General features: G+C 61.3%; 19 protein-coding genes. 6 read left to right on the forward strand and 13 right to left on the reverse strand.

Annotation, left to right across the window (positions count from 1 at the left end):
- Window positions 1-2 precede the first annotated feature (2 nt).
- The gene (locus WBK19_RS01930) at window positions 3-3,149 is read left to right on the forward strand and encodes an efflux RND transporter permease subunit (protein WP_511286433.1); all 3,147 of its coding nucleotides are present in this window, start codon (window positions 3-5) and stop codon (window positions 3,147-3,149) included.
- Here WBK19_RS01930 and WBK19_RS01935 read toward each other — a convergent pair.
- The 3 genes from WBK19_RS01935 to WBK19_RS01945 all read right to left on the reverse strand — a co-directional run bounded on the left by WBK19_RS01935 (window position 3,146) and on the right by WBK19_RS01945 (window position 6,481).
- Window positions 3,146-3,595 carry a DUF4124 domain-containing protein gene (locus WBK19_RS01935; RefSeq protein ID WP_511286435.1) on the reverse strand — a complete coding sequence of 150 codons (450 nt, stop codon included), beginning with the start codon at window positions 3,593-3,595 and terminating at the stop codon, window positions 3,146-3,148. The genes WBK19_RS01930 and WBK19_RS01935 overlap by 4 nt on opposite strands.
- A 109-nt stretch (window positions 3,596-3,704) precedes the next feature.
- On the reverse strand, window positions 3,705-5,120 hold the full coding sequence (gene glnA, locus WBK19_RS01940) for a type I glutamate--ammonia ligase (protein WP_511286437.1): 1,416 nt from the start codon (window positions 5,118-5,120) through the stop codon (window positions 3,705-3,707).
- Between the two features lie 188 nt (window positions 5,121-5,308).
- Window positions 5,309-6,481, reverse strand: coding sequence for a cation diffusion facilitator family transporter (locus WBK19_RS01945; RefSeq protein WP_511286439.1), 1,173 nt, complete (start codon window positions 6,479-6,481; stop codon window positions 5,309-5,311).
- A gap of 47 nt (window positions 6,482-6,528) precedes the next feature.
- Here WBK19_RS01945 and WBK19_RS01950 point away from each other — a divergent pair, with 47 nt between their 5' ends.
- The 4 genes from WBK19_RS01950 to clsB are packed head-to-tail and all read left to right on the forward strand — an operon-like array spanning window position 6,529 to window position 10,084.
- A complete protein-coding gene (locus tag WBK19_RS01950) occupies window positions 6,529-6,981 on the forward strand; it encodes a rhodanese-like domain-containing protein (protein ID WP_511286441.1) in 453 nt (150 codons plus the stop codon).
- Between the two features lie 59 nt (window positions 6,982-7,040).
- Window positions 7,041-8,138 carry a quinolinate synthase NadA gene (gene nadA, locus WBK19_RS01955; RefSeq protein WP_511286443.1) on the forward strand — a complete coding sequence of 366 codons (1,098 nt, stop codon included), beginning with the start codon at window positions 7,041-7,043 and terminating at the stop codon, window positions 8,136-8,138.
- 4 nt (window positions 8,139-8,142) lie between these two features.
- A complete protein-coding gene (locus WBK19_RS01960; protein ID WP_511286445.1) occupies window positions 8,143-8,901 on the forward strand; it encodes an endonuclease/exonuclease/phosphatase family protein in 759 nt (252 codons plus the stop codon).
- Entirely contained in the window at window positions 8,891-10,084 is a 1,194-nt protein-coding gene (gene clsB / locus WBK19_RS01965) for a cardiolipin synthase ClsB (protein WP_511286447.1), read from the forward strand. The genes WBK19_RS01960 and clsB overlap by 11 nt, the downstream gene beginning before the upstream one ends.
- On the opposite strand, the gene gluQRS is transcribed toward clsB, so the two are convergent.
- Window positions 10,065-11,027, reverse strand: coding sequence for a tRNA glutamyl-Q(34) synthetase GluQRS (gene gluQRS, locus WBK19_RS01970; protein ID WP_511286449.1), 963 nt, complete (start codon window positions 11,025-11,027; stop codon window positions 10,065-10,067). The two genes, clsB and gluQRS, sit on opposite strands and share 20 nt — an antisense overlap.
- Window positions 11,028-11,137: 110 nt before the next feature.
- Here gluQRS and WBK19_RS01975 point away from each other — a divergent pair, with 110 nt between their 5' ends.
- Window positions 11,138-12,844 (forward strand): cation:proton antiporter domain-containing protein, encoded by a 1,707-nt coding sequence (locus WBK19_RS01975; RefSeq protein ID WP_511286451.1) that lies wholly within the window; start codon window positions 11,138-11,140, stop codon window positions 12,842-12,844.
- A gap of 15 nt (window positions 12,845-12,859) precedes the next feature.
- On the opposite strand, the gene WBK19_RS01980 is transcribed toward WBK19_RS01975, so the two are convergent.
- The 9 genes from WBK19_RS01980 to WBK19_RS02020 all read right to left on the reverse strand — a co-directional run bounded on the left by WBK19_RS01980 (window position 12,860) and on the right by WBK19_RS02020 (window position 20,112).
- On the reverse strand, window positions 12,860-13,741 hold the full coding sequence (locus tag WBK19_RS01980) for a ParB/RepB/Spo0J family partition protein (protein ID WP_511286453.1): 882 nt from the start codon (window positions 13,739-13,741) through the stop codon (window positions 12,860-12,862).
- A gap of 84 nt (window positions 13,742-13,825) precedes the next feature.
- Entirely contained in the window at window positions 13,826-14,104 is a 279-nt protein-coding gene (locus tag WBK19_RS01985) for an HU family DNA-binding protein (protein ID WP_511286455.1), read from the reverse strand.
- Between the two features lie 196 nt (window positions 14,105-14,300).
- Complete coding sequence (locus WBK19_RS01990) at window positions 14,301-15,449, reverse strand: NAD(P)/FAD-dependent oxidoreductase (RefSeq protein WP_511286457.1); 1,149 nt, start codon at window positions 15,447-15,449, stop codon at window positions 14,301-14,303.
- A gap of 69 nt (window positions 15,450-15,518) precedes the next feature.
- The gene (locus WBK19_RS01995) at window positions 15,519-15,863 is read right to left on the reverse strand and encodes a carboxymuconolactone decarboxylase family protein (RefSeq protein ID WP_511286459.1); all 345 of its coding nucleotides are present in this window, start codon (window positions 15,861-15,863) and stop codon (window positions 15,519-15,521) included.
- A gap of 1 nt (window position 15,864) precedes the next feature.
- Window positions 15,865-16,407 (reverse strand): OsmC family protein, encoded by a 543-nt coding sequence (locus WBK19_RS02000; protein ID WP_511286461.1) that lies wholly within the window; start codon window positions 16,405-16,407, stop codon window positions 15,865-15,867.
- 119 nt (window positions 16,408-16,526) lie between these two features.
- Entirely contained in the window at window positions 16,527-16,970 is a 444-nt protein-coding gene (gene cynS / locus WBK19_RS02005) for a cyanase (protein WP_511286463.1), read from the reverse strand.
- 22 nt (window positions 16,971-16,992) lie between these two features.
- Window positions 16,993-17,910 carry an ABC transporter ATP-binding protein gene (locus tag WBK19_RS02010; RefSeq protein ID WP_511286465.1) on the reverse strand — a complete coding sequence of 306 codons (918 nt, stop codon included), beginning with the start codon at window positions 17,908-17,910 and terminating at the stop codon, window positions 16,993-16,995.
- Window positions 17,911-17,915: 5 nt separating this feature from the next.
- Window positions 17,916-18,758 carry a nitrate ABC transporter permease gene (ntrB, locus tag WBK19_RS02015; protein ID WP_511286467.1) on the reverse strand — a complete coding sequence of 281 codons (843 nt, stop codon included), beginning with the start codon at window positions 18,756-18,758 and terminating at the stop codon, window positions 17,916-17,918.
- A 10-nt stretch (window positions 18,759-18,768) separates the two neighbouring features.
- The gene (locus WBK19_RS02020; RefSeq protein WP_511286469.1) at window positions 18,769-20,112 is read right to left on the reverse strand and encodes a CmpA/NrtA family ABC transporter substrate-binding protein; all 1,344 of its coding nucleotides are present in this window, start codon (window positions 20,110-20,112) and stop codon (window positions 18,769-18,771) included.
- Window positions 20,113-20,277 lie beyond the last annotated feature (165 nt).

Raw genomic sequence — 20,277 nt, forward strand, 5'->3', positions numbered from 1 at the left:
CGATGAGCCACCGCTTCAACCTGTCCGACTGGACGCTGCACCACCGCACGCTGGTTGGCTACTTCCTGCTCGCCATCGCATTGATGGGTGTTTTTGCCTACGGCAAGCTCGGCCAGGCCGAAGACCCGCCCTTCACTTTCAAGATCATGGTCATCCGCACCCTGTGGCCGGGCGCCACGGCACGTCAGGTCGAGCAGCAACTGACCGACAAGATCGAGAAAAAGCTGCAGGAAACACCTTACATCGACCGCGTTTCCAGCTTTTCCCGACCCGGCGAATCGACTGTAATGTTCTTCGCCAAGGACAGCACGCCGCCAGCCAATGTGCCCGACGTTTTCTACCAGGTCCGCAAGAAAATCGGCGACATTCGCCACACCTTGCCGGGCGGCATTCAGGGGCCGTTCTTCAACGACGAGTTCGGCGATGTTTTTGGCAACATTTACGCGTTGACCGCGGAAGGCTTCGATTATCCGCAATTAAAGGACCAGGCCGAGCGCATTCGCGATGAACTGCTGCGTGTGCCACAAGTCGGCAAGGTTGAAATCTTTGGCATTCAGGACGAGAAGATTTACGTCGAACTCTCCAATGCCAAGCTCGCCACGCTGGGCATCGACCAGGCGACCATCGTCCAGGCGATGAATCAGCAGAATGCCGTAGCCGGCACCGGCTTCTTCGAGACGGCCAGCGAGCGCATCCAGATTCGGCCCGGCGGGGCTTTCAACAGCGTACAGGCCGTGGCCGATACCCTGATCCGGGCTGGCAGCCGCAGCTTCCGGCTCGGCGATATCGCTGACATCAAGCGCGGCACCATCGATCCGCCCGGCACCCAAGTCCGTTTTGGCGGCAAGCCCGCCCTCGCCATTGGCGTATCGATGGCAAAGGGTGGCGACATCATCGAACTCGGCAAGGCCCTGAACACGCGCATCGCCAAACTGCAGGAAGCTTTGCCGGTCGGCGTCGATATCGGCGTCGCAACCAGCCAGCCGGAAGCCGTCGCGCGCTCGGTCAAGGCCTTCACGCACGCCTTGGCCGAAGCGGTGATCGTCGTGCTGCTCGTCACCTTCATCAGCCTCGGCATCCGTACCGGACTGGTCGTCGCCATCTCCATTCCGCTCGTGCTGGCCGCCACCTTCCTCGCCATGTACCTGTTCAATGTCGGCCTCCACAAGGTTTCGCTCGGCGCGCTGGTGTTGGCGCTCGGCCTGCTGGTCGACGATGCGATCATTGCCGTCGAGATGATGTGGGTGAAGATGGAACAGGGCTGGGAACGCACCCGCGCCGCCTCCTTCGCCTACACGAGTACGGCCGGGCCGATGCTCTCCGGCACACTGGTCACCGTCGCCGGCTTCATTCCGATTGCGCTGGCCAAGTCATCGACCGGCGAATACGCCTTTGCCTTCTTCCAGATCAACGCCGTCGCCCTGCTCATTTCATGGCTGGCCGCCGTCATTGCCATTCCCTGGCTCGGCTACAAGTTGCTGCCCAACCCGCACGCTGCGCACCAGAGCAGCCGCCTGGAAAAACGCCTGCCCCGCCTCGCCCGCCTGTTCGACAAGATCGGCCTGAACGGCCCAGCCCACGCCGAAGACCATGATGTCTACGGTACGCCGTTCTATACCCGCTTTCGCCAACTGGTCAGCTGGTGCGTCGGGCGGCGCTGGCTGGTCATTGGCGTCACCATCATCCTGTTTGCACTATCCATCGTCGGCATGATCAAGGTTCAGAAGCAGTTCTTCCCGAACTCGACCCGCCTCGAACTCAATGTCGAACTGCGCCTGCCTGAGGGGGCATCGATTGCCGCCATCAACGCCGAGGCAAAGCGCCTTGAACAGTGGCTGGACAGGGACAAAGCGGAATTCGACCAGTTCGAGCATTACATGGCCTTCGTCGGGTCAGGAGCACCGCGCTATTACCTCGGCCTGGACCAGCAACTGCCGGCCAGCAATGTCGGCCAGATAGTCATCGTGACGCGCGATGTCGAGGCGCGGGAAGCCGTCCGAGGTCGACTGATCAAACTGTTCGAAAATGACAGCTTCGCTGCTCGCGGCAACATCGCCCGCATCGAAAATGGCCCGCCGGTCGGCTATCCGGTGCAATACCGCATTTCCGGCGAAGACATCGCCACGCTGCGCCAGGCAGCCGCCAAGGTCGCCACGGTCATGCGCGAGAATCCGGAGTTGTCAAACGTCAACGTCGACTGGAGCGAACTGTCGAAGTCGGTCGAGATCGAAATCGATCAGGACAAGGCCCGCCTGCTCGGCGTTTCCAGCCAGGATATTGCCGCGCTGCTCAACATGTCGCTCAACGGCTATACAGTGACCAGCTACCGCGAAGGCGAAAAGAGCATCGACGTCGTGCTGCGCGGTGATCGCGAGGAACGCAGCCACCTGTCGTCACTGGATGATCTGTCGGTACCGACACGGGCCGGCAAGAGCGTTCCGCTGAGCCAGATCGGCCGTCTCAAACACAGCTTCGAAGCAGGACTGATCTGGCGCCGCGACCGCCTGCCAACGATCACGGTGCGCGGCAACCTGTACGGCAAGATTCAGCCTGCCACGGTCGTCGACCGCATCAAACCGGAGATCGATGCCATCCAGGCCACCTTGCCCGACGGCTATCGCATCGCCACCGGAGGCTCGGTCGAGGAATCCTCCAAGGGCTCCGGCTCGGTGATGGCCGGCATCCCCCTCTTCGTACTGGCCGTGATCACCATCCTAATGATCCAGTTGCAAAGCGTTTCTCGCGTCGTCATGGTGCTGCTCACCGCGCCGCTCGGCATCATCGGGATAGCGCTGTTCCTGCTCGTTTTCCGGCAACCTTTCGGCTTCATGGCGCTGCTTGGCACCATTGCGCTGTTCGGAATGATCATGCGCAACTCGGTGATTCTCGTCGATCAGATCGAGCAGGACATGGCAGCTGGCAAACCGCGCCATGAAGCGATTATCGAGTCGACAGTCCGGCGTTTCCGACCCATCGTGCTGACTGCGGCAGCGGCGGTACTGGCGATGATTCCGCTATCGCGCAACGACTTTTTCGGACCGATGGCCGTGGCCATCATGGGTGGCCTGATCGTCGCCACCGCGCTCACCCTGCTTTTCCTGCCAGCCCTCTACGCGGCCTGGTACAAGGTCCGGATGCCTGGCGCCTAACGCAGGTTGGTCAGTTCTTTCTGAATCGCCTGGATATTACGTTCATGCTGGCCGACGCGGTCGCGATAGGGGGCAATGCGGTCGCTGGACGAACCGGCAGCCTGCTGCTCCGACAGGTCCTTGCGCGCCTGCTCCAGACTACGCTGTTCGCCAGCCAGTTCCTGTTCCAGAATGTGGCGGCGATCACCATCGCGCGCCCTCTGGGTATCTTCCTGCACACGCGGGAAGCCTGCTGGTGAGGGATTGGCTGCAGCCCCCCCCGGCCTGGCTTTTGGCGGCGCCGGAATGGCATTCTCCTGACCACTGGAGATTACCTTGCAATTCTTTTCGAGTCGCGCGCTAGCATAAGTGGTGTTGCCATTGGCATCGACACATTTGTAAATCGTCTGGGCCGAAACCGAGAGCGGCAACAAAGCGACAAGCAGGGCAAGCGGACTGCGCATCATCGTCATCATTCCTGTCATTTTTTTGAGTGTACCGGACTTAACGGCCGAGCCAGGAAAAAGTAAACAAAAAAAGGGCGGGAAATCCCGCCCTCTTTGCGTATCCGGCTGATTAGCAGGAGTAGTACAGATCGAACTCGACCGGGTGGGTCGTCATGCGAACCTTGTTCACTTCGTCCATCTTCAGGTCGATGTAGGCATCGATCCAGTCGTTGGAGAAGACGCCGCCACGGGTCAGGAACTCATGGTCAGCCTTCAGGGATGCCAGAGCTTCTTCGAGGGAAGCGCAGACGGTCGGGATGGCAGCATCTTCTTCCGGCGGCAGATCGTACAGGTTCTTGGAAGCCGGATCGCCCGGGTGGATCTTGTTCTGGATACCATCCAGGCCGGCCATCAGCAGCGCGGAGAAGCACAGGTACGGGTTGGCGATCGGATCCGGGAAACGGGTCTCGATACGACGAGCCTTGGTGGAGGCAACGTACGGGATGCGGATGGAAGCAGAACGGTTCTTGGCGGAGTAAGCCAGCTTGACCGGAGCTTCGTAGTGCGGGACCAGACGCTTGTAGGAGTTGGTACCCGGGTTGGTGATGGCGTTCAGCGCCTTGGCGTGCTTGATGATGCCGCCGATGTAGAACAGGGCCAGTTCGGACAGGCCTGCATAGCCGTCGCCGGCGAACAGGTTCTTGCCATCCTTCCAGATCGACTGGTGCACGTGCATGCCGGAACCGTTGTCACCAACGATGGGCTTCGGCATGAAAGTAGCGGTCTTGCCGTACTGATGGGCGACGTTGTGCACCACGTACTTCAGGATCTGGGTCTGGTCGGCACGCTTGACCAGGGTGTTGAACACGGTACCGATTTCGCACTGGCCGGCAGTGGCGACTTCGTGGTGGTGAACTTCAACCGGGCAGCCGAGGGCTTCCAGGGTCAGCACCATGGCCGAACGGATGTCGTGCAGGCTGTCGACCGGAGGAACCGGGAAGTAGCCGCCCTTGACGGTCGGACGGTGGCCGGTGGAGCCGGAGCCGTCGTTCTTTTCGCCCGAACCCCAGGCTGCTTCGGCAGAGTGGATCTTCAGGGAGCAGCCGGACATGTCGACAGACCACTCGACGCCGTCAAAAATGAAGAACTCCGGTTCCGGACCGAAGTAGGCGGTATCGCCGATGCCGGAGGACTTCAGGTAGGCTTCAGCGCGCTTGGCGATGGAGCGCGGGTCGCGGTCGTAACCACGGCCATCGGTCGGATCGATCACGTCACAGGTCAGAACAACGGTGGTTTCGTCGAAGAACGGGTCGATGTAGGCGGTTGCCGGATCCGGATTCAACTGCATGTCAGAGGCTTGAATGCCCTTCCAGCCGGCAATCGAGGAGCCGTCAAAAGCGTGACCGTTTTCGAACTTGTCTTCGCTGAAGGCAGAAACCGGCACGGTGACGTGCTGTTCCTTGCCACGGGTATCGGTGAAACGGAAATCGACGAACTTGGCGTCGTTTTCCTTGATCATCTTGAGCACGTCTTGCGGGGTTGCCATAAGCCTTAATCTCCTAAGAAAACAAGTTGCCGGGCGATCCGGCGACAATCAAAAAATCGTAACCCAGTACATTTAGCAGAAAGTGTGCCAAAGGCTGACGAGTAATCTTTGTATTTTGCCACAACGAGATGCAGGGTTTAAACAAAGAATTGACGCACCGCAATCGTGCAACTCGCGAAATTTATGCACTATTCTGGTGCAATTAGACAATTCAGCGATACGCGTCGAATCAAGGGGTGCAGCTTGAGGCGATCGACCAGAAGGTTCTCGGCTTGCCGAAGCGCCTCGCCGTTTTGAAACAGGGCATGACTGAAGAAGATTTCTGCTTCGACCTGGCCTTTCAGGTAGTGCAGGACGATTTTTTCCGGTTCAGGCAGACCGACGAGCAATGGCTGCAGTTCGCTGAGCAAGGCATCCCGCGCCGGCAATCGCGTGGCGTACGAGTCCGGATCCATGTCATCTTCAGGGTCAATATGGACGAGCACGTCGAGCACCTCGGGATGTTCGCGCAGGACTCGGGCGCGGGCCGATTCGGCAATGCGATGACCTTCGGAAACGCTGATCCGGGAATCAACCTGGACATGGGTATCGACCAGTGCCTGATGCGCCATGCGCCGGGTCCGCAGTTGATGCAGGTCACGCACGCCTGGCGTCGCCAGCAGCGTTTTCCGGATGGCTTCGACCTGGACGTCGTCGAGGCCGGTGTCAATCAATTCCTTGATCGCCCCCCAGGCCAGACCGGCGCCCATATGCAGGATCATGAAGCCCATCAGCGCCGCCGCCAGCAGGTCGAGGAAAGACCAGCCGAGCAGCGCACCGCCGATGCCAACCACAACAACCAACGCCGACGCCGCATCCGCCCGCGTATGCAGGGCGTTGCCAATGAGCAGTTGTGAGCGTAGCCGTTCGGCAACGCGGATCAGGTAGCGATACAGCCCCTCCTTGGCGATGACGGTGGCCACCGCCACCCACAGCGCCGAATACTGGACGGTCGGCAAGGCCTCGATGTGCTGGAGGCGCATGCCCGATTCCCAGAGGATGCCGCCGCCGATCAAGGTCAGAGAAGTTCCGAGGACCAAGGTCGCGGCGGTTTCGACGCGGGCGTGGCCGTAGGGATGGGACTGGTCAGCCGGCTGGGCGCTCTGCCGGCTGGCGTAAATGACGAGAAAGTCCGACAGCAGGTCGGAGAATGAATGCAATCCGTGGGCGACCAGCGACTGCGAATGGGCCAGCCAGCCGACGATCAACTGGGCGATGGTCATCACCAGATTGACCGCAACGCTGACCCAGGTCGCCTTCTGCGCCGCGGCCGAGCGCTCGGCCGGCGTGGCGGAGACGGCGAGGTGATGCTCAAGTCCCATGATGTCTGCCCTATACTATTAATGTGCAATTTTAGCAGTTGGACATTATGGGAAAGTTAACCGAGATACTCAGTCTGGCCCAGGCGCGCGGCAATGCCCTTGGCCGCGCCTATCAGGGCGAGCTGACGCCGCAGGAGGCCAGCGACTTGTTGCGTCTGGCGCCCGGCGCAAGAATTGTCGATGTGCGGACCCGGGCCGAGTGGGACTGGGTCGGCCGCGTCGCCGGCGCCGTCGAGATCGAGTGGAATCAATATCCGGGCGGCGTGCGCAACCCGAACTTCGTGGCTGAACTCAAGCGTCAGGTCGATCCTGAAGCGCTGGTCATGTTCCTCTGCCGCAGCGGCGTACGCTCGGTCGCAGCGGCTACCGCCGCCAGCGAAGCCGGTTACAACACCTGCTACAACATCCTCGAAGGCTTCGAGGGTGACAAGGATGCCAACGGGCATCGCAACACCATCGGTGGCTGGCGCAAGGCCGGATTGCCGTGGATTCAGGGATAATCCCACGGTCAACCGGAAAAAACGGCCAATAATGAAATGGCCAGAGATCAGAGTACAGCATGCAAACAGCCACCATCGCCTTCGACCCCTTCAATCGCCTCTCCGACGAGGCCTGCCATGAGCGCATCCGCGTTGCCCGCGCCAAGCTCGGCAAGCGGGCCGTCATCCTCTGCCATCACTACCAGCGCGCCGACGTCTATCAATACGCCGACCTGACCGGCGATTCGCTCAAGCTGTCGCGCCTGGCCTCGCAGACTGACTCCGAATTCGTCATTTTCTGTGGCGTGCATTTCATGGCCGAAGTCGCCGACATCATGACCGCCCCGCACCAGAAGGCCATCCTGCCCGACCTCGCTGCTGGCTGTTCGATGGCCGACATGGCCAACCTGGCCAAGGTCGAGCGCTGCTGGCGCGAATTGAACAGCGTGCTGAACGCTGAAGAGGAAGTCACCCCGGTCACCTACATCAACTCGGCGGCCGATCTCAAGGCCTTCTGCGGCGAGCACGGCGGCATCGTGTGCACCTCGTCGAACGCCGGCACCATTGCCAAATGGGCCTTCGAGCGCCGGCCAAAAGTGTTGTTCTTCCCCGACCAGCATCTCGGCCGGTGGACTGGTCACAACATGGGCATCGCGATGGACGAAATGGTCGTCTGGGACCCGGACCTCGAACTCGGCGGCCTGACGCCGGCCCAGATCAAGAAGGCCAAAATCCTGCTCTGGAAGGGCCACTGCTCGGTGCACCAGATGTTCCAGAAATCGCACATCGACGCCTTCCGCGCCAAATATCCCGAAGGCAAGGTCATCGCCCACCCCGAATGCAATTTCGAAGTCTGCGCCGCGTCCGATTACGTCGGCTCGACCGAGCACATCGTCAAGACCATCAAGGAAGCACCGGAAGGCACGCGCTGGCTGGTCGGCACCGAACTCAACCTGGTCGACCGTCTGGCCAAGGAGGTTTTGCCGCAGAACAAGATCGTCCAGTTCATGGCAACCACCATCTGCATGTGTTCGACCATGCAACGCATCGACCCGCAGCATCTGGCCTGGACGCTGGAAAACCTCGTCGAAGGCAAGGTGGTCAACCAGATTTCCGTGCCTGCCCACGAGGCAACGCTCGCCAAGCTGGCCCTCGACCGCATGCTGGACATTTCCTGACTCCATGACCCAGCCCGCGCTGCACATCACCACCTACAACATCCACAAGGGCTTTTCGCAATTCAACCGGCGGATGATGGTGCATGAGCTGCGCGAGCGTCTGCGCGGCCTGAACCCCGACATCGTCTTCCTGCAGGAAGTGCAGGGCCTGCACCTCGGTCATGCCGAGAATCACGACGACTGGCCCGATTCGCCGCAGCACGAGTTCCTCGCCGAAGATGTCTGGGCGTCTTCCGCCTACGGCCGCAACATGCTCTACGACCACGGCCACCACGGCAACGCGATCCTCTCGCGCTTTCCCATCCTGCATTCCCACAACCAGAACGTCACCCACCTGCGGTTCGAGAAGCGCGGCATGCTGCATTGCCGGATCGACCTGCCGGATGGCCCGGCTGTCCATTGCGTCTGCGTGCATCTGTCGCTGTTCGGCTATTCGCGGCGCAAGCAGATGGCGGCGCTGGCCGATTACCTTGATCACCTGGCCGAGCCCGACGCTCCGCTCATCGTCGCCGGCGACTTCAACGACTGGCGCAACCGGGTCGGCGAAGACCTGACCCGGCGTCTCGGCCTGCACGAAGTCTTCTGCGGCCCGAGCGGCATACCGGCGTGCAGCTTCCCGGCGTCCATGCCGATGTTTCGCCTCGACCGCATCTACGTCCGCGGCTTCGACGTGATCAGCACCGAAGTCCATCACGGCAAACCGTGGTCGGCCATTTCCGACCATGCCGCGCTGTCGGCCCATCTGAGCAGGCATGGCCGCTGAGTTTGTGCCGGGCAACCGGCTCACTCTGCTCAACTCGGGCGACGATTATTTCCCGGCCCTGCTCGCCGCCATCGACACCGCCGAAGTCGAGATCTACCTCGAAAGCTACATCTTTGCCAACGACGTGATCGGCCATCAGGTGGCCAACGCCCTGTGCCGGGCGGCCGAGCGCGGCGTCCAGGTCAATGTCACGGTCGACGGCTTCGGGGCGCGCAATTTCAAATTTGACTTCTTTTCCCGGTTGACCGTGGCTGGCGTCCGCACCATGTTCTACCGGCCCGAAATCGGCCGCTTCCACTTCAAGCGCCACCGCCTGCGCCGCCTGCATCGCAAGCTGGTCGCCATCGATGCGCGCATCGCCTTCGTCGGCGGTATCAACATCATCGACGACAACAACGCGCCGCTCGACATGCGCCCGCATTACGACTACGCCGTGCGCGTCGAAGGGCCGGTTCTGCGCCAGGTGCATCACGCCGTGCGCCGCATGTGGGAAACCGTGTCGTGGGTCAATTTCAAGCGGCGCTTCCGCCTCGCCCCGGTCGCCGATCCCTGCTGCGCGGCGGCCGGCACCCAGAATGCCGCCTTCCTGATCCGCGACAACATCCGCCACCGCAACGACATCCTGCACGCCTATCTCGACGCCATCGACAACGCCAAGCACGACATCCTGATTGCCAACGCCTACTTCCTGCCCGGTCTGCGTTTCGGCCGGGCGCTCTACGCGGCGGCGCAACGCGGGGTCAAGATAACCGTGCTGCTCCAGGGCAAGAGCGATCACCAGCTGTTTCGCTACGCCACCCAGACGCTCTATGCCGCGACACTGGCCGCCGGCGTCCGTATCTTCGAGTACGAAAAGAGTTTCATGCACGCCAAGGTCGCCGTCATCGACGGCGAGTGGGCCACCGTCGGCTCCTCGAACATCGACCCGTTCAGCCTGCTCCTCGCCAAGGAGGCCAATCTCGTTGTCCGCGACGCGGTATTTGCCGGCGAACTCGAAACCAGCCTGAAGCACGCCATGGCCATCGGCGCCCGCGAACTGCTGGCTGACGAACTGTCGCGCCAGCCCATCCACTCCCGTTTCCTGCGCTGGCTGGCCTACGGGCTGGTTCGCGCCATGGTCGGCATCGCCGGCTACAGCCAGCGCCACTGGCAGAGCGAAGAAACTAAGCCAGAGGAACGATGATGGCCGGTTGCCGTGGAATCGCGGCGAACGACCAGTTCTCGAGCGCCCAGGCCCAGACCTCGGCGACCGTCGCCCACGCCAGTTCGGCCGGCACGGCCTGACCGAGAAAACCCAGCGCCCGAACCAGCTCGGCCGCCGCGATCTCGCTCGCCAAAGGACGGGCCAGCGTCTGCTTCGAGAGCTTCTCGCCAGCCGCATTGGCCGCCACCGGCAGATGAGCGTAGCGCGGCGTGGCAAAGCCCAGGCAGCGTTGCAGCCAGATCTGGCGTGGCGTCGAGGCGAGCAGATCGGCCCCGCGCACGACTTGCGAAATTTGCTGAAAATCGTCGTCGACCGTGACAGCCAGTTGATAGGCGAAAAAACCGTCAGCCCGGCGCAGCACGAAGTCGCCGACGTCGCTTTCGAGATGCTGGGCGACGCGTCCCTGCAAGCGATCAACGAAAGCGATTTCGTCGTCATTGACGCGTAACCGCCAGGCCCGCGCTACTCGCCCCGCCGGCAAGCCGTCGCGACAGGTGCCGGGATAAGCCAGCCCGCCATCGACCGCCGGACGAGTCGCCGAATCGGCGATCTCCTTGCGTGAGCAGGCGCAACCGTAGGCCAGGCCGGCCCGCTGCAATTGCTCGAGCGCCGCCGCATAGGCCTCGAACCGGCTGTTCTGGTACAACACCGGCCCATCCCATTCGAAGCCGAAAGCCTCCAGCGTGCTCAGGATGGCACCCGCCGCCCCCGCAACGTTGCGCGGCGTATCGACATCCTCCATGCGCACCAGCCACTCGCCACCCTGCGTGCGGGCATCGAGGTAGCTGCCGACGGCGGCAACGAGGGAGCCGAAGTGCAGGGGGCCGGTAGGCGATGGGGCGAAACGGCCGCGATAGGGGTTGGTGGACACGGTTTTGAGCGATGGCAGGAGCGAATCCGGTTCGCGACTATAGCAAGCCATCGGTCTGGAACCGAAGCGCCTGGATTTTCTGAAGGGAATCTTCGGGTCGCCCTGCTTGTCCGAAAGGGAAGCGTCCGGTAAAAGGACTGAGTCGACTCACCAAGGCCTCCATGGACCACAACATTCCCCTGATTACCACGCTGGCTGCCGGTTTCGGCATCGCCCTGATTCTCGGCTTTGCCGCCGAGCGCATGAAACTGCCCGCGCTGGTCGGCTACCTCGCCGCCGGCATCCTGATCGGCCCGGCCACGCCGGGCTTTGTCGCCGACATGAGCATCGCTGCCCAGTTATCCGAAATCGGCGTCATGCTGCTCATGTTCGGGGTCGGCCTGCATTTTTCGCTGGGCGACCTGATGGCCGTCAAGCGCATCGCCGTGCCCGGCGCCGTCGTCCAGATGGCCTGCGCCACCCTGCTCGGCATGGCCGTGGCCTGGGGCTGGGGCTGGGAATGGGGACACGGCCTGCTTTTCGGTCTTTCGCTGTCCTGCGCCAGCACCGTCGTGCTGCTCAAGGCGCTCGAAGCCAGAGGCGTGCTCGACAGCATGAACGGGCGGATCGCAGTCGGCTGGCTGGTGGTCGAAGATCTGGCCACGGTCCTCGTCCTCGTCCTGCTGCCGCCACTGGCCGGCATTCTCGGCGGCGAGGCGCAATCAGCCGGCGGCAACCAGGAAATCTGGATCGCCATCGCCAAAACGCTGCTCCAGGTCTGCGCCTTCATCGGCCTGATGATGATTGTCGGGCGCAAGGTCATCCCGTGGCTGCTCTGGCACATAGCTGCCACCGGTTCGCGCGAGCTGTTCACGCTGTCCGTCGTCGCCGCCGCCATCGGCATCGCCTACGGCGCGGCCCTGCTGTTCAGCGTGTCGTTTGCGCTGGGCGCCTTCTTCGCCGGCATGGTCATGCGCGAGTCCGAGTTCAGCCACCGTGCGGCCGAAGAATCCCTGCCCCTGCGCGATGCCTTTTCCGTACTGTTCTTCGTCTCGGTCGGCATGCTCTTCCAGCCGTCGATTCTGGTAGACAAGCCTTTGCAGGTTCTCGGCGTCGTCGCCATCATCATGGTCGGCAAAACGCTGGCCGCCATGGCCCTGGTCCTTGCCCTGCGCTACCCGCTCAACACGGCCCTGACCGTCGCCGCCAGCCTCGCCCAGATCGGCGAGTTTTCCTTCATTCTGGCCGGGCTGGGCCAGTCCCTTGGCCTGATGACGAGCGAAGGAATGAGCCTGATCCTGGCCGGTGCGCTGTTCTCGATTGCCCTCAATCCGCTGATGTTCTCGACCATCGAGCCCTTGCGGCGCTGGGCACTGGGTCGATCAGCCAAGGCCCGCGAGCTGGAACAACGCGGCGATCCATTTGCCGAACTGCCGATCAGCACCGAGCGCAAGTTTCTCGAAAAACAGGTCGTGCTGGTCGGTTACGGCCGGGTTGGGCGGCGGATTTCCGAGGCGCTGGAAAGCCAGGGGATTCCTTACGTGGTCGCCGAGCAGAACCGGGAGCTGGTCGAAAGCCTGCGCAACAAGGGGATCGCCGCCGTCTCAGGAGACGCCAGCGAGCCTTCCGTCCTGATTCAGGCGCACATTGCCGATGCAGCGATGCTGGTCATCGCCAGCCCGGACCCGATCAACGTCCGGCAGATGGTCGAAACGGCGAGAATGCTTAATCCGGACATCGAAATCGTCCTGCGTACTCACAGCGAGGCCGAGTCAGCGCTGCTGCGCAAAGACGATCTGGGCGCCGTTTTTTATGGCGAGGAAGAATTGGCCAAAGGCATGACCAGCCACGTCCTGGCGCGTTTTACCCAGCACGCCGGGACGGCTTGAAACAGGTCCGACAGATCAGGAATTCTTCTGCGCCAGGAATTCGTCGATCAGTCGAATGAGCACTTCCTCCTCATCGCCATCGGCCAGGCCGAGCAGTTCGGCGACCAGTCTGACCTTGTCCTGACTGACCCGACGCCGGGCGCTGGAGATTTTGGCCACGTCCGGCTGCTCTTCCCATGGCGGGACATCGGCTGCCGACGACGCCGTAATGACCGGATCATCGGCAACGACGCTTTCCTTCCTTTTCCGCCCGCCAGAGGCTTCGGACAGCGCGCTATCGACCACTTTCTTCGATACCTTTTCACCTTCCGGTAATTGCTCGATCCGGTCGATCAGGACATCGGCCTTGGCCTCGTCCTTCTTCGCCAGCCTTTCGAGCTGAACGGCGGCGCCGGTGCTTGAAATCTTGCCGGCATCGAGCAGGGCAGTGACCTTCTCGGACAAATTGGCGGCAGCCGTTGCCTGGGCCAGCCAGGTTGGGGCGCGACCAAAATGCTGGGCCGCCTCATCCGGCGACTCGAAACGCGCCGCGATGGTCTGAATGGCGTTGGCCATCTCGCGGGCATCGAGCGCCGAACGCACACCCAGTCCGATATTTTCGAAAACCTGAACCTCAAGGGTTTCCGCCGCCGCGCAGGCGCGGACGATGACCGGCACCATCTTTTCGCCAGCCAGGATGGCAGCCTGCCGGCGACGCTCGCCGACGACAATCGTGTAACGACCCGCAGCATTGGCCGGCCTGACGACCAGCGGGTGAATCACCCCCATTTTCTGAATTGAATTGGCCAGGCCCTTGAGGCTGCTTTCGTCGATGTTCTGTCGGGGATGCTGCGGATCGGCTTCGATCAACGCGACATCGATGATCTGAAAATCAGACGAACTGTCTTTGAAAGTCATGGCCATTCACTTTGAAAACGAGGGATCAGAAAGCAAAAAGCCCCAGAAATCGAAGCTCTGGGGCTTTTCAACAGGTGTGCCGGATTACTTCTTGGCGACGGCTGCCTTGAAATTGCTGCCAGCCGAGAACTTCGGCACGGTGGTGGCGGCGATCGAGAGCTTTTCGCCGGTCTTCGGGTTCTTGCCTTCACGGGCAGCGCGGGCCGATGCCTTGAAAGTGCCGAAGCCGATCAGGGAAACGGAGTCGCCACCGGCCACGGCGCCAACAATGGCACCGGTCACGGCATCCAGAGCCTTGGCGGCATCAGCCTTGGTCAGGCCGGCTTCTTCTGCGATGGCATCAATCAGTTCGGATTTATTCATGTTCATTCCTCGGTTTGGTCAAAGCTGGTTTGGCGCACCGAAAAAACCAACACGCCAGAAGGGGCGCAATTTTAGGGCTTTTGAGGTGCGAAGCAAGCCCCAAAAAACAGATCGCTTCGGGCGATTTCATTTTTGGCCGTTTTTTCCGGTTGACCGTAGCAATCGACGCAGGCTCTCGGCCAGGACAATAAGTTTGTCAGGCACTCAAATTCGGCATCAAGGCAGCAAGGGCCATGCGCTCCTTGGTGAAACTGCCCTGTACGACAAAACCGCTGGGCTGGCCAGTCGCTTGATCGACGAAAAGCGCCCGCAAGCCGTCTTCGGCGACCGTCACATCCCAGTGGCCGAGCGGGTTGGGCGGCGGCGAAACAACGGTCGGACAGGCCGGCGTCTTGAGCACGATGGGCATTGCCGGGTAATTCACCGGCTCGGGATTACCGCACAGCGTAGCGGCCAGCTTTTTGGCGCCTTGCATGATCGGCATGACGTAGGGCAGGAACAAGCCGCCCAGCTCAACGCAGTCGCCAAGCGCGTAAATGTTCGGGTCGGACGTTCTGAGGAAGGGGTCAGTGACAATACCCAGAGCGGTGGCCAGCGCGGCCGTCTTGGCCAGCGCCAGATTGGGCCGCAGGCCGATGGCTGAGAGCACGAGGTCGTAGGGGCGGGCGTTACCCTGGCTGTCGATCAGCACATAACGCTCGCCGTCGCGGCGAATGGCTTCAAGCCGCGTGCCGAGATGAAAACCGACGCCGATGGCGGCCAGCTTGTCGCGCAATTGCTGCGATGCGGCGGGCGGTAACAGGCGGCCCATCGGTTGTTCGACCTGGTCGTACACATCAACCGCAAAATCACCCAGACGCAGGTCGTTGGCGAATTCGCAGCCGATCAGCCCGGCGCCGACGATGGCAACGTTGCGTTTCCCCGCCAGCCGGCTGCGCAGGCGAGCGTAGTCGGTCAGGCTGTTGATCGAGATCGCATCCTGCACCCCGTCGCCGGCCAGCGGCAGCGGTATCTGCGAGGCCCCGACGGCCAGGACGAGCTGGTCGTAGGCCAGCGTGCCCTGCGTGCACACGACTTCTCGACGGTCGGCATCGATACGGGCGACAGTCGTATGCGCCATGATCAGGATGCCAAGATCGCTCTCCAGCTTGGCAGCTGGGGTCAGTACCATATCCTCCGGCCGCTTGTTGGCGGCGAAGGCGTTGGACAGATTGGGCTTGGAATAGAAACCGCCATCATCGGCCGTGATGACGATGATCTCGCGTTCTTTGTCGAGCTTGCGAAGTTCGCGGACCAGCGTGATGCCGGCCAGGCCACTACCGATGATCAGGGTGCGATTGTTCATGTCTGCAGACTTTCAACGTGGATGCCCCGCCCCCGGTCGCAAGCATCGACCGGGGCGAGCCGTACTGCATCAGGCGCCTTCGAACTCTTCGTAGGCGCGGACCGCTTCGGCGGCATACATCAGGGTCGGGCCGCCGCCCATGTAAACGCAGATGGCCAGCGTTTCCATCAGTTGCTCGCGGGTCACGCCAAGTTTGATCAGGGCCTTTACATGAAAGCCAATGCAGGCATCGCAGCGCGAGGCAACGCCGATGGCGAGCGCCGTCAGTTCCTTTTGCAAGGCCGACAACGTGCCTTCAGCCAAGGCAGCCTGCGACATCTGGCCAAAGCCTTTCATGGTCTCCGGAATGGCGCTGCGCAACTTGCCCAGCGCCTTGGAGACGTCCCCGGTGATGACCGAAAACGATTTGCTCATCTCAGGCCTCGTCAACCTTGGCGATGGTGAAGGGGAGCGGATTGCGCATGCTGTTGGCAACCGGCGAGTAGTAATTGGCCTTCTGGACGATGTCGTCGAGCTCTTCCTGGCTGGCATCGCCTTCGACAATGACTTTGACGCGGATTTCCTTGAAACCCATGTCGGCCGGCTGACGCTCGGCACCGCCGGCACCCCAGGCTGCGGTATTGCCGATGTCGGCTTCGAGGAAGATTTCCAGGCGGGAGAGCTTGACCTGGCGATGTGTGGCGATCGCCGTGATGCCGACGCCGAGGCAGCCGCCGAGGGCGGAGAGCACGACTTCGCCGGGTGCCGGGGCGGTATTCTCGCCAAACAGGTGGAGCGGCTCATCGACAACGACCGGGTTATGGATGCCAACGAAGCTCCATGAGCGGAACTGGCCCTGCATCACGGTGTGCACCTTGTTGGTGCCACGGCGTTCCGGGTTTTCCTTGCCGCCTGCTGCGAATTTCGCCAAGCCATCACGATCGATCGGACGGAGGTAGGTTTTGGTGGTTTCAGTCATTTTGAGGCTCCAGTAAGTTGGGGAAATACAAATTTCAGGTTGAGCGCTGCCCTGCCCGTCAAAACGGGCGTTCAGCACCGGCTTGCTTGGGGCTCCCCGCCGCAGCGGGGAGATGCGAATCAGTAGGTCTTGTAGGGCAGGAACTTGCCGGACATCGTGATGCTGACCCGGTCACCCATGGGATTGGCTTCGCGTTGCATATCCATCTTGAAATCGATGGCGGACATGATGCCGTCGCCGAATTCCTCGTGGATCAGTTCCTTGAAGGTCGTGCCATAGACGCTGATCAGTTCGTAGAAACGGTAGATCAGCGGATCGGTCGGCACGGCGGTCGGCAGGGAACCCTTGTAGGGCACTACCTGGAGCATGGCGACAGCTTCTTTCGGCAGATCGAAGATTTCGCCGAGGATGGCCGCCTGCGTGGCATCAAAAGTCATCTGACCGAGACAGCCGGCGGTGACCCACTCCTTGGAAAGGCCAATTTTGGTGGCGACATCGGCCCACTTGATGCCTTTGGTGATCTTGGCGCCGATGATCATTTCAGTTACGTCGTTGCGGTTCATTTGTGTGCTCCTGGAGGGTGGATTATTGATTGACGACCTGTTTCAGAACTGGGCGGGTGCTGTCGCTCGGCGGCGGCTCGTCGACAGCCAGACCGGGACGGACAACCGGCGGATGCTTGGCATCATGCAGATGCGCAGCATCGCTGCCGGCGTAGCCCTTCGAGCGATTGACGAGAAAATCGACGAGGTGATTGCGAATGCGATAGAACTGCGGGTCGTGGTGAATCTCGGCGCGTGTCCGGGTCCGCGGCATGGTGATCTCGACGATCTCGGCGATCTTGGCGAGCGGGCCGTTGCTCATCAGGATCACCTTGTCGGCGAGCAGGATGGCCTCGTCGACATCGTGGGTGATCATGAACACTGTCTGGCCCGTGGCCTGAACGATCTTCAGCAACTCGTCCTGAATCGTGCCGCGCGTCAGCGCATCGAGGGCGCCGAAGGGCTCGTCTAGGAGCAGCATCTTGGGCTCGATGGCAAAGGCGCGGGCGATGCCGACACGCTGCTTCATGCCGCCCGACAACTCGGCCGGCTTCTTGTGGATGGCATGGCCGAGACCGACCATCTCAAGGTAGGTCGTGCAGTGCTCATCGATTTTGGCCTTCGACCACTCCGGCCAGCGCGACTTGGCAGCGAAGGCGACGTTGCCGAGCACCGTCATCCACGGCATCAGGGCGTGACTCTGAAAAACGACGCCGCGATCCAGACTGGGGCCCTTGACCTCCCTGCCGTCCATGATGACGACGCCGCTGCTGGCTTCTTCGAGACCGGCCAGAACGTTCAGGATGGTCGTCTTGCCGCATCCCGAGTGACCGATGATGCAGACGAACTCACCGCGCTCGATACCGAAGTGGATGTTGTCGAAAACCGGCTGGTTCGGCTTGCCATCGGCGGCCGGATATACCTTTTGCAGACCTTCGACGCTGAGGAAATGCTGAGTCATCTTGATTACTCCCGGTAGGTGACCAGCTTTTGCAGCGAGCCGAAGAGTTGATCGAGGACCATGCCGACCAGCCCGATCATGGCGACGGCGAAGATCACATTGGGCAGTGCCAGGTTGTTCCATTCGTTCCAGACGAAGTAACCGATACCGGTGCCGCCGACCAGCATTTCGGCAGCCACGATGACCAGCCAGGCGATGCCCATCGAGATGCGCATGCCGGTCAGGATGGTCGGCGCAGCGGCCGGCAGGATGACCTGGAAAGCCTTGCGCAGCGGGGTGACTTCCAGCGTCCGGGCGACGTTGATCCAGTCACGGCGGACTGCGGCGACTCCGAAGGCTGTGTTGATCAGCATCGGCCACAGCGAGCAGATGAAGATCACGAAAATTCCGGAAATCTCCGAATCCTTGAGGCTGTACAAGGCGAGCGGCATCCAGGCCAGCGGCGAGATCGGCTTGAGAATCTGGATGAACGGGTTGAGTGCCTGGAAGAGTAGCGGCGACATGCCGATGGCGAAGCCAAGGGGGATGGCCACGATTACCGCCAGAAAGAAACCGAGACCAACGCGCCACAGCGAATGGGCGAGCTGGATACCAATTCCCTTGTCGTTCGGTCCCTTGTCATAGAACGGGTCGGACAGGTAGGTGACGAAAGCGGTAGCGACGTCGCCCGGCGGGGGAAAACCGCCGGTTTTGCCGGCGCCCTTGCCCATCATTGCCGCGTATTCGGCATCGGCCGCGCTCACTGCCGGAGCTTCCTTGTGATACGTGGCCAACGACCACGTACCGATGAAAATCAGGAAGATCAGCAGCGAGAGCAATCCGGCCTTGAGTCCTAGCTTGGTAAACATGATGTGCTCCTCAGGCCTTCTTGATGGCGAAACTGTTGGTGTAGGCGTCGACCTTGGCGGGGTCGAACTCCTTGCCCATGACCATGAACTTCTTGCTGTTCTCCTTGGGCGGGTTCAGGCCAAGGCTGGTCATCTGCTTGCGGGCATCGGTCAGCAAGTACACCTTTTCGGCGATGTCCTTGTAGCGCACGTCACCCTTGATGTAACCCCAGCGCTTCATCTGCGACAGGATCCAGTAGGCCATCGAGTACCAAGGGAAGGGGTCGTAATCGACGCGCTCCGGGACGTTCCTGATGTTGCCCAGGCCATCGGCAAACTTGCCGGTCAGCACTTGGTCGAGGACCGCCTTGGGCTGGTTCAGGTAGTTGGCTGGGGCCAGAACCTCAGCCATGATCGGCCGGTTCTTCGGATCGCGCGCCATGGCGGCCGACTTGAGGATGGCGCGATAGAGGGCGGCAAAGCTGTTCGGATTTTGCTGGATGAACTCGCTCGGGATGGCGAAGGAACAACACGGATGGCCGTCCCAGATTTCACGCGAGAGAATGTGGATGAAGCCGAGTTCGTCATAGACGGCGCGCTGGTTGATCGGATCGGGGCCAAGGAAGCCATCGATGTTGCCGGCCCGCAGGTTGGCAACCATTTCAGGCGGCGGCAGGACGCGCAACTGGACATCGGTATCAGGATTCACGCCGTTCTCCGCCAGGTAGTAGCGGAGCAGGAAGTTGTGCATCGAGAACTCGAACGGGATGGCCAGCTTGAAGCCCTTCCAGTTCTTCGGATCACGATTGTTTTTGTGTTTGTTGGCGAGCACGATGGCCTGACCGTTGACGTTCTGGATGGTCATCACGTTGGTCGGCGAGGCGTTCGAGCCAACGCCCATCGAAATGGCCAGCGGCATCGGGGCCAGCATGTGCGAGGCGTCATATTCCTTGTTGATCACCTTGTCGCGGATCAGCGCCCAGCCAGCCGTCTTCATCATTGTGACATTGAGGCCTTCCTTCTTGTAGAAGCCCAGCGGATCGGCCATGATCAGCGGGCTGGCACAGGTGATGGGAATAAAACCGATCTTCAGGTCCTTCTTCTCCAGACTGCCCTTTTCCTGTGCCATGGCTTCGAGGGCACCGAACGGGATGAGCGACGAAATGGCGGCCCAGGCGGTCGACGTGCCAACCGTGCGAAGGAAATTCCGGCGTTCCGCATCCTGCGGGAATATGGCGCGCATCACCGAGGACTGGATGACGCGCTGGTTCAAGGCGTCGACCTCGGCCAACTCGTGTTCGGCCTGGGAGGCGTGCTGACCACAACTACATGTCTGAAGCGTGCTGTTCGGGTCAAATGGGTTATTCAATGACATGGCGAACTCCTTGGGGTTTTAAGATTCACTATTGCAATGCAGCAATCGTTCCTGCCTGGTGAAGGTGCTGCAGATGATGCTTGTTTCTCTGTTTTTCCTGCTTCCGGCTTTTTCAGCACTATTTTCTTCAGAGCCAATGCACAAACATGGTGCATTCCGCTCACT

The sequence above is a fragment of the Azonexus sp. genome (assembly GCF_049652925.1).
Lineage (GTDB): Bacteria > Pseudomonadota > Gammaproteobacteria > Burkholderiales > Rhodocyclaceae > Azonexus.

What these genes read in the sequence shown, in the direction of transcription:
- WBK19_RS01930 (WP_511286433.1), top strand. Translation starts at nt 3, where the DNA reads ATGAGCCACCGCTTCAACCTGTCCGACTGGACGCTGCACCACCGCACG.
- WBK19_RS01935 (WP_511286435.1), bottom strand. Translation starts at nt 3,595, where the DNA reads ATGATGCGCAGTCCGCTTGCCCTGCTTGTCGCTTTGTTGCCGCTCTCG.
- glnA (WP_511286437.1), bottom strand. Translation starts at nt 5,120, where the DNA reads ATGGCAACCCCGCAAGACGTGCTCAAGATGATCAAGGAAAACGACGCC.
- WBK19_RS01945 (WP_511286439.1), bottom strand. Translation starts at nt 6,481, where the DNA reads ATGGGACTTGAGCATCACCTCGCCGTCTCCGCCACGCCGGCCGAGCGC.
- WBK19_RS01950 (WP_511286441.1), top strand. Translation starts at nt 6,529, where the DNA reads ATGGGAAAGTTAACCGAGATACTCAGTCTGGCCCAGGCGCGCGGCAAT.
- nadA (WP_511286443.1), top strand. Translation starts at nt 7,041, where the DNA reads ATGCAAACAGCCACCATCGCCTTCGACCCCTTCAATCGCCTCTCCGAC.
- WBK19_RS01960 (WP_511286445.1), top strand. Translation starts at nt 8,143, where the DNA reads ATGACCCAGCCCGCGCTGCACATCACCACCTACAACATCCACAAGGGC.
- clsB (WP_511286447.1), top strand. Translation starts at nt 8,891, where the DNA reads ATGGCCGCTGAGTTTGTGCCGGGCAACCGGCTCACTCTGCTCAACTCG.
- gluQRS (WP_511286449.1), bottom strand. Translation starts at nt 11,027, where the DNA reads ATGGCTTGCTATAGTCGCGAACCGGATTCGCTCCTGCCATCGCTCAAA.
- WBK19_RS01975 (WP_511286451.1), top strand. Translation starts at nt 11,138, where the DNA reads ATGGACCACAACATTCCCCTGATTACCACGCTGGCTGCCGGTTTCGGC.
- WBK19_RS01980 (WP_511286453.1), bottom strand. Translation starts at nt 13,741, where the DNA reads ATGACTTTCAAAGACAGTTCGTCTGATTTTCAGATCATCGATGTCGCG.
- WBK19_RS01985 (WP_511286455.1), bottom strand. Translation starts at nt 14,104, where the DNA reads ATGAATAAATCCGAACTGATTGATGCCATCGCAGAAGAAGCCGGCCTG.
- WBK19_RS01990 (WP_511286457.1), bottom strand. Translation starts at nt 15,449, where the DNA reads ATGAACAATCGCACCCTGATCATCGGTAGTGGCCTGGCCGGCATCACG.
- WBK19_RS01995 (WP_511286459.1), bottom strand. Translation starts at nt 15,863, where the DNA reads ATGAGCAAATCGTTTTCGGTCATCACCGGGGACGTCTCCAAGGCGCTG.
- WBK19_RS02000 (WP_511286461.1), bottom strand. Translation starts at nt 16,407, where the DNA reads ATGACTGAAACCACCAAAACCTACCTCCGTCCGATCGATCGTGATGGC.
- cynS (WP_511286463.1), bottom strand. Translation starts at nt 16,970, where the DNA reads ATGAACCGCAACGACGTAACTGAAATGATCATCGGCGCCAAGATCACC.
- WBK19_RS02010 (WP_511286465.1), bottom strand. Translation starts at nt 17,910, where the DNA reads ATGACTCAGCATTTCCTCAGCGTCGAAGGTCTGCAAAAGGTATATCCG.
- ntrB (WP_511286467.1), bottom strand. Translation starts at nt 18,758, where the DNA reads ATGTTTACCAAGCTAGGACTCAAGGCCGGATTGCTCTCGCTGCTGATC.
- WBK19_RS02020 (WP_511286469.1), bottom strand. Translation starts at nt 20,112, where the DNA reads ATGTCATTGAATAACCCATTTGACCCGAACAGCACGCTTCAGACATGT.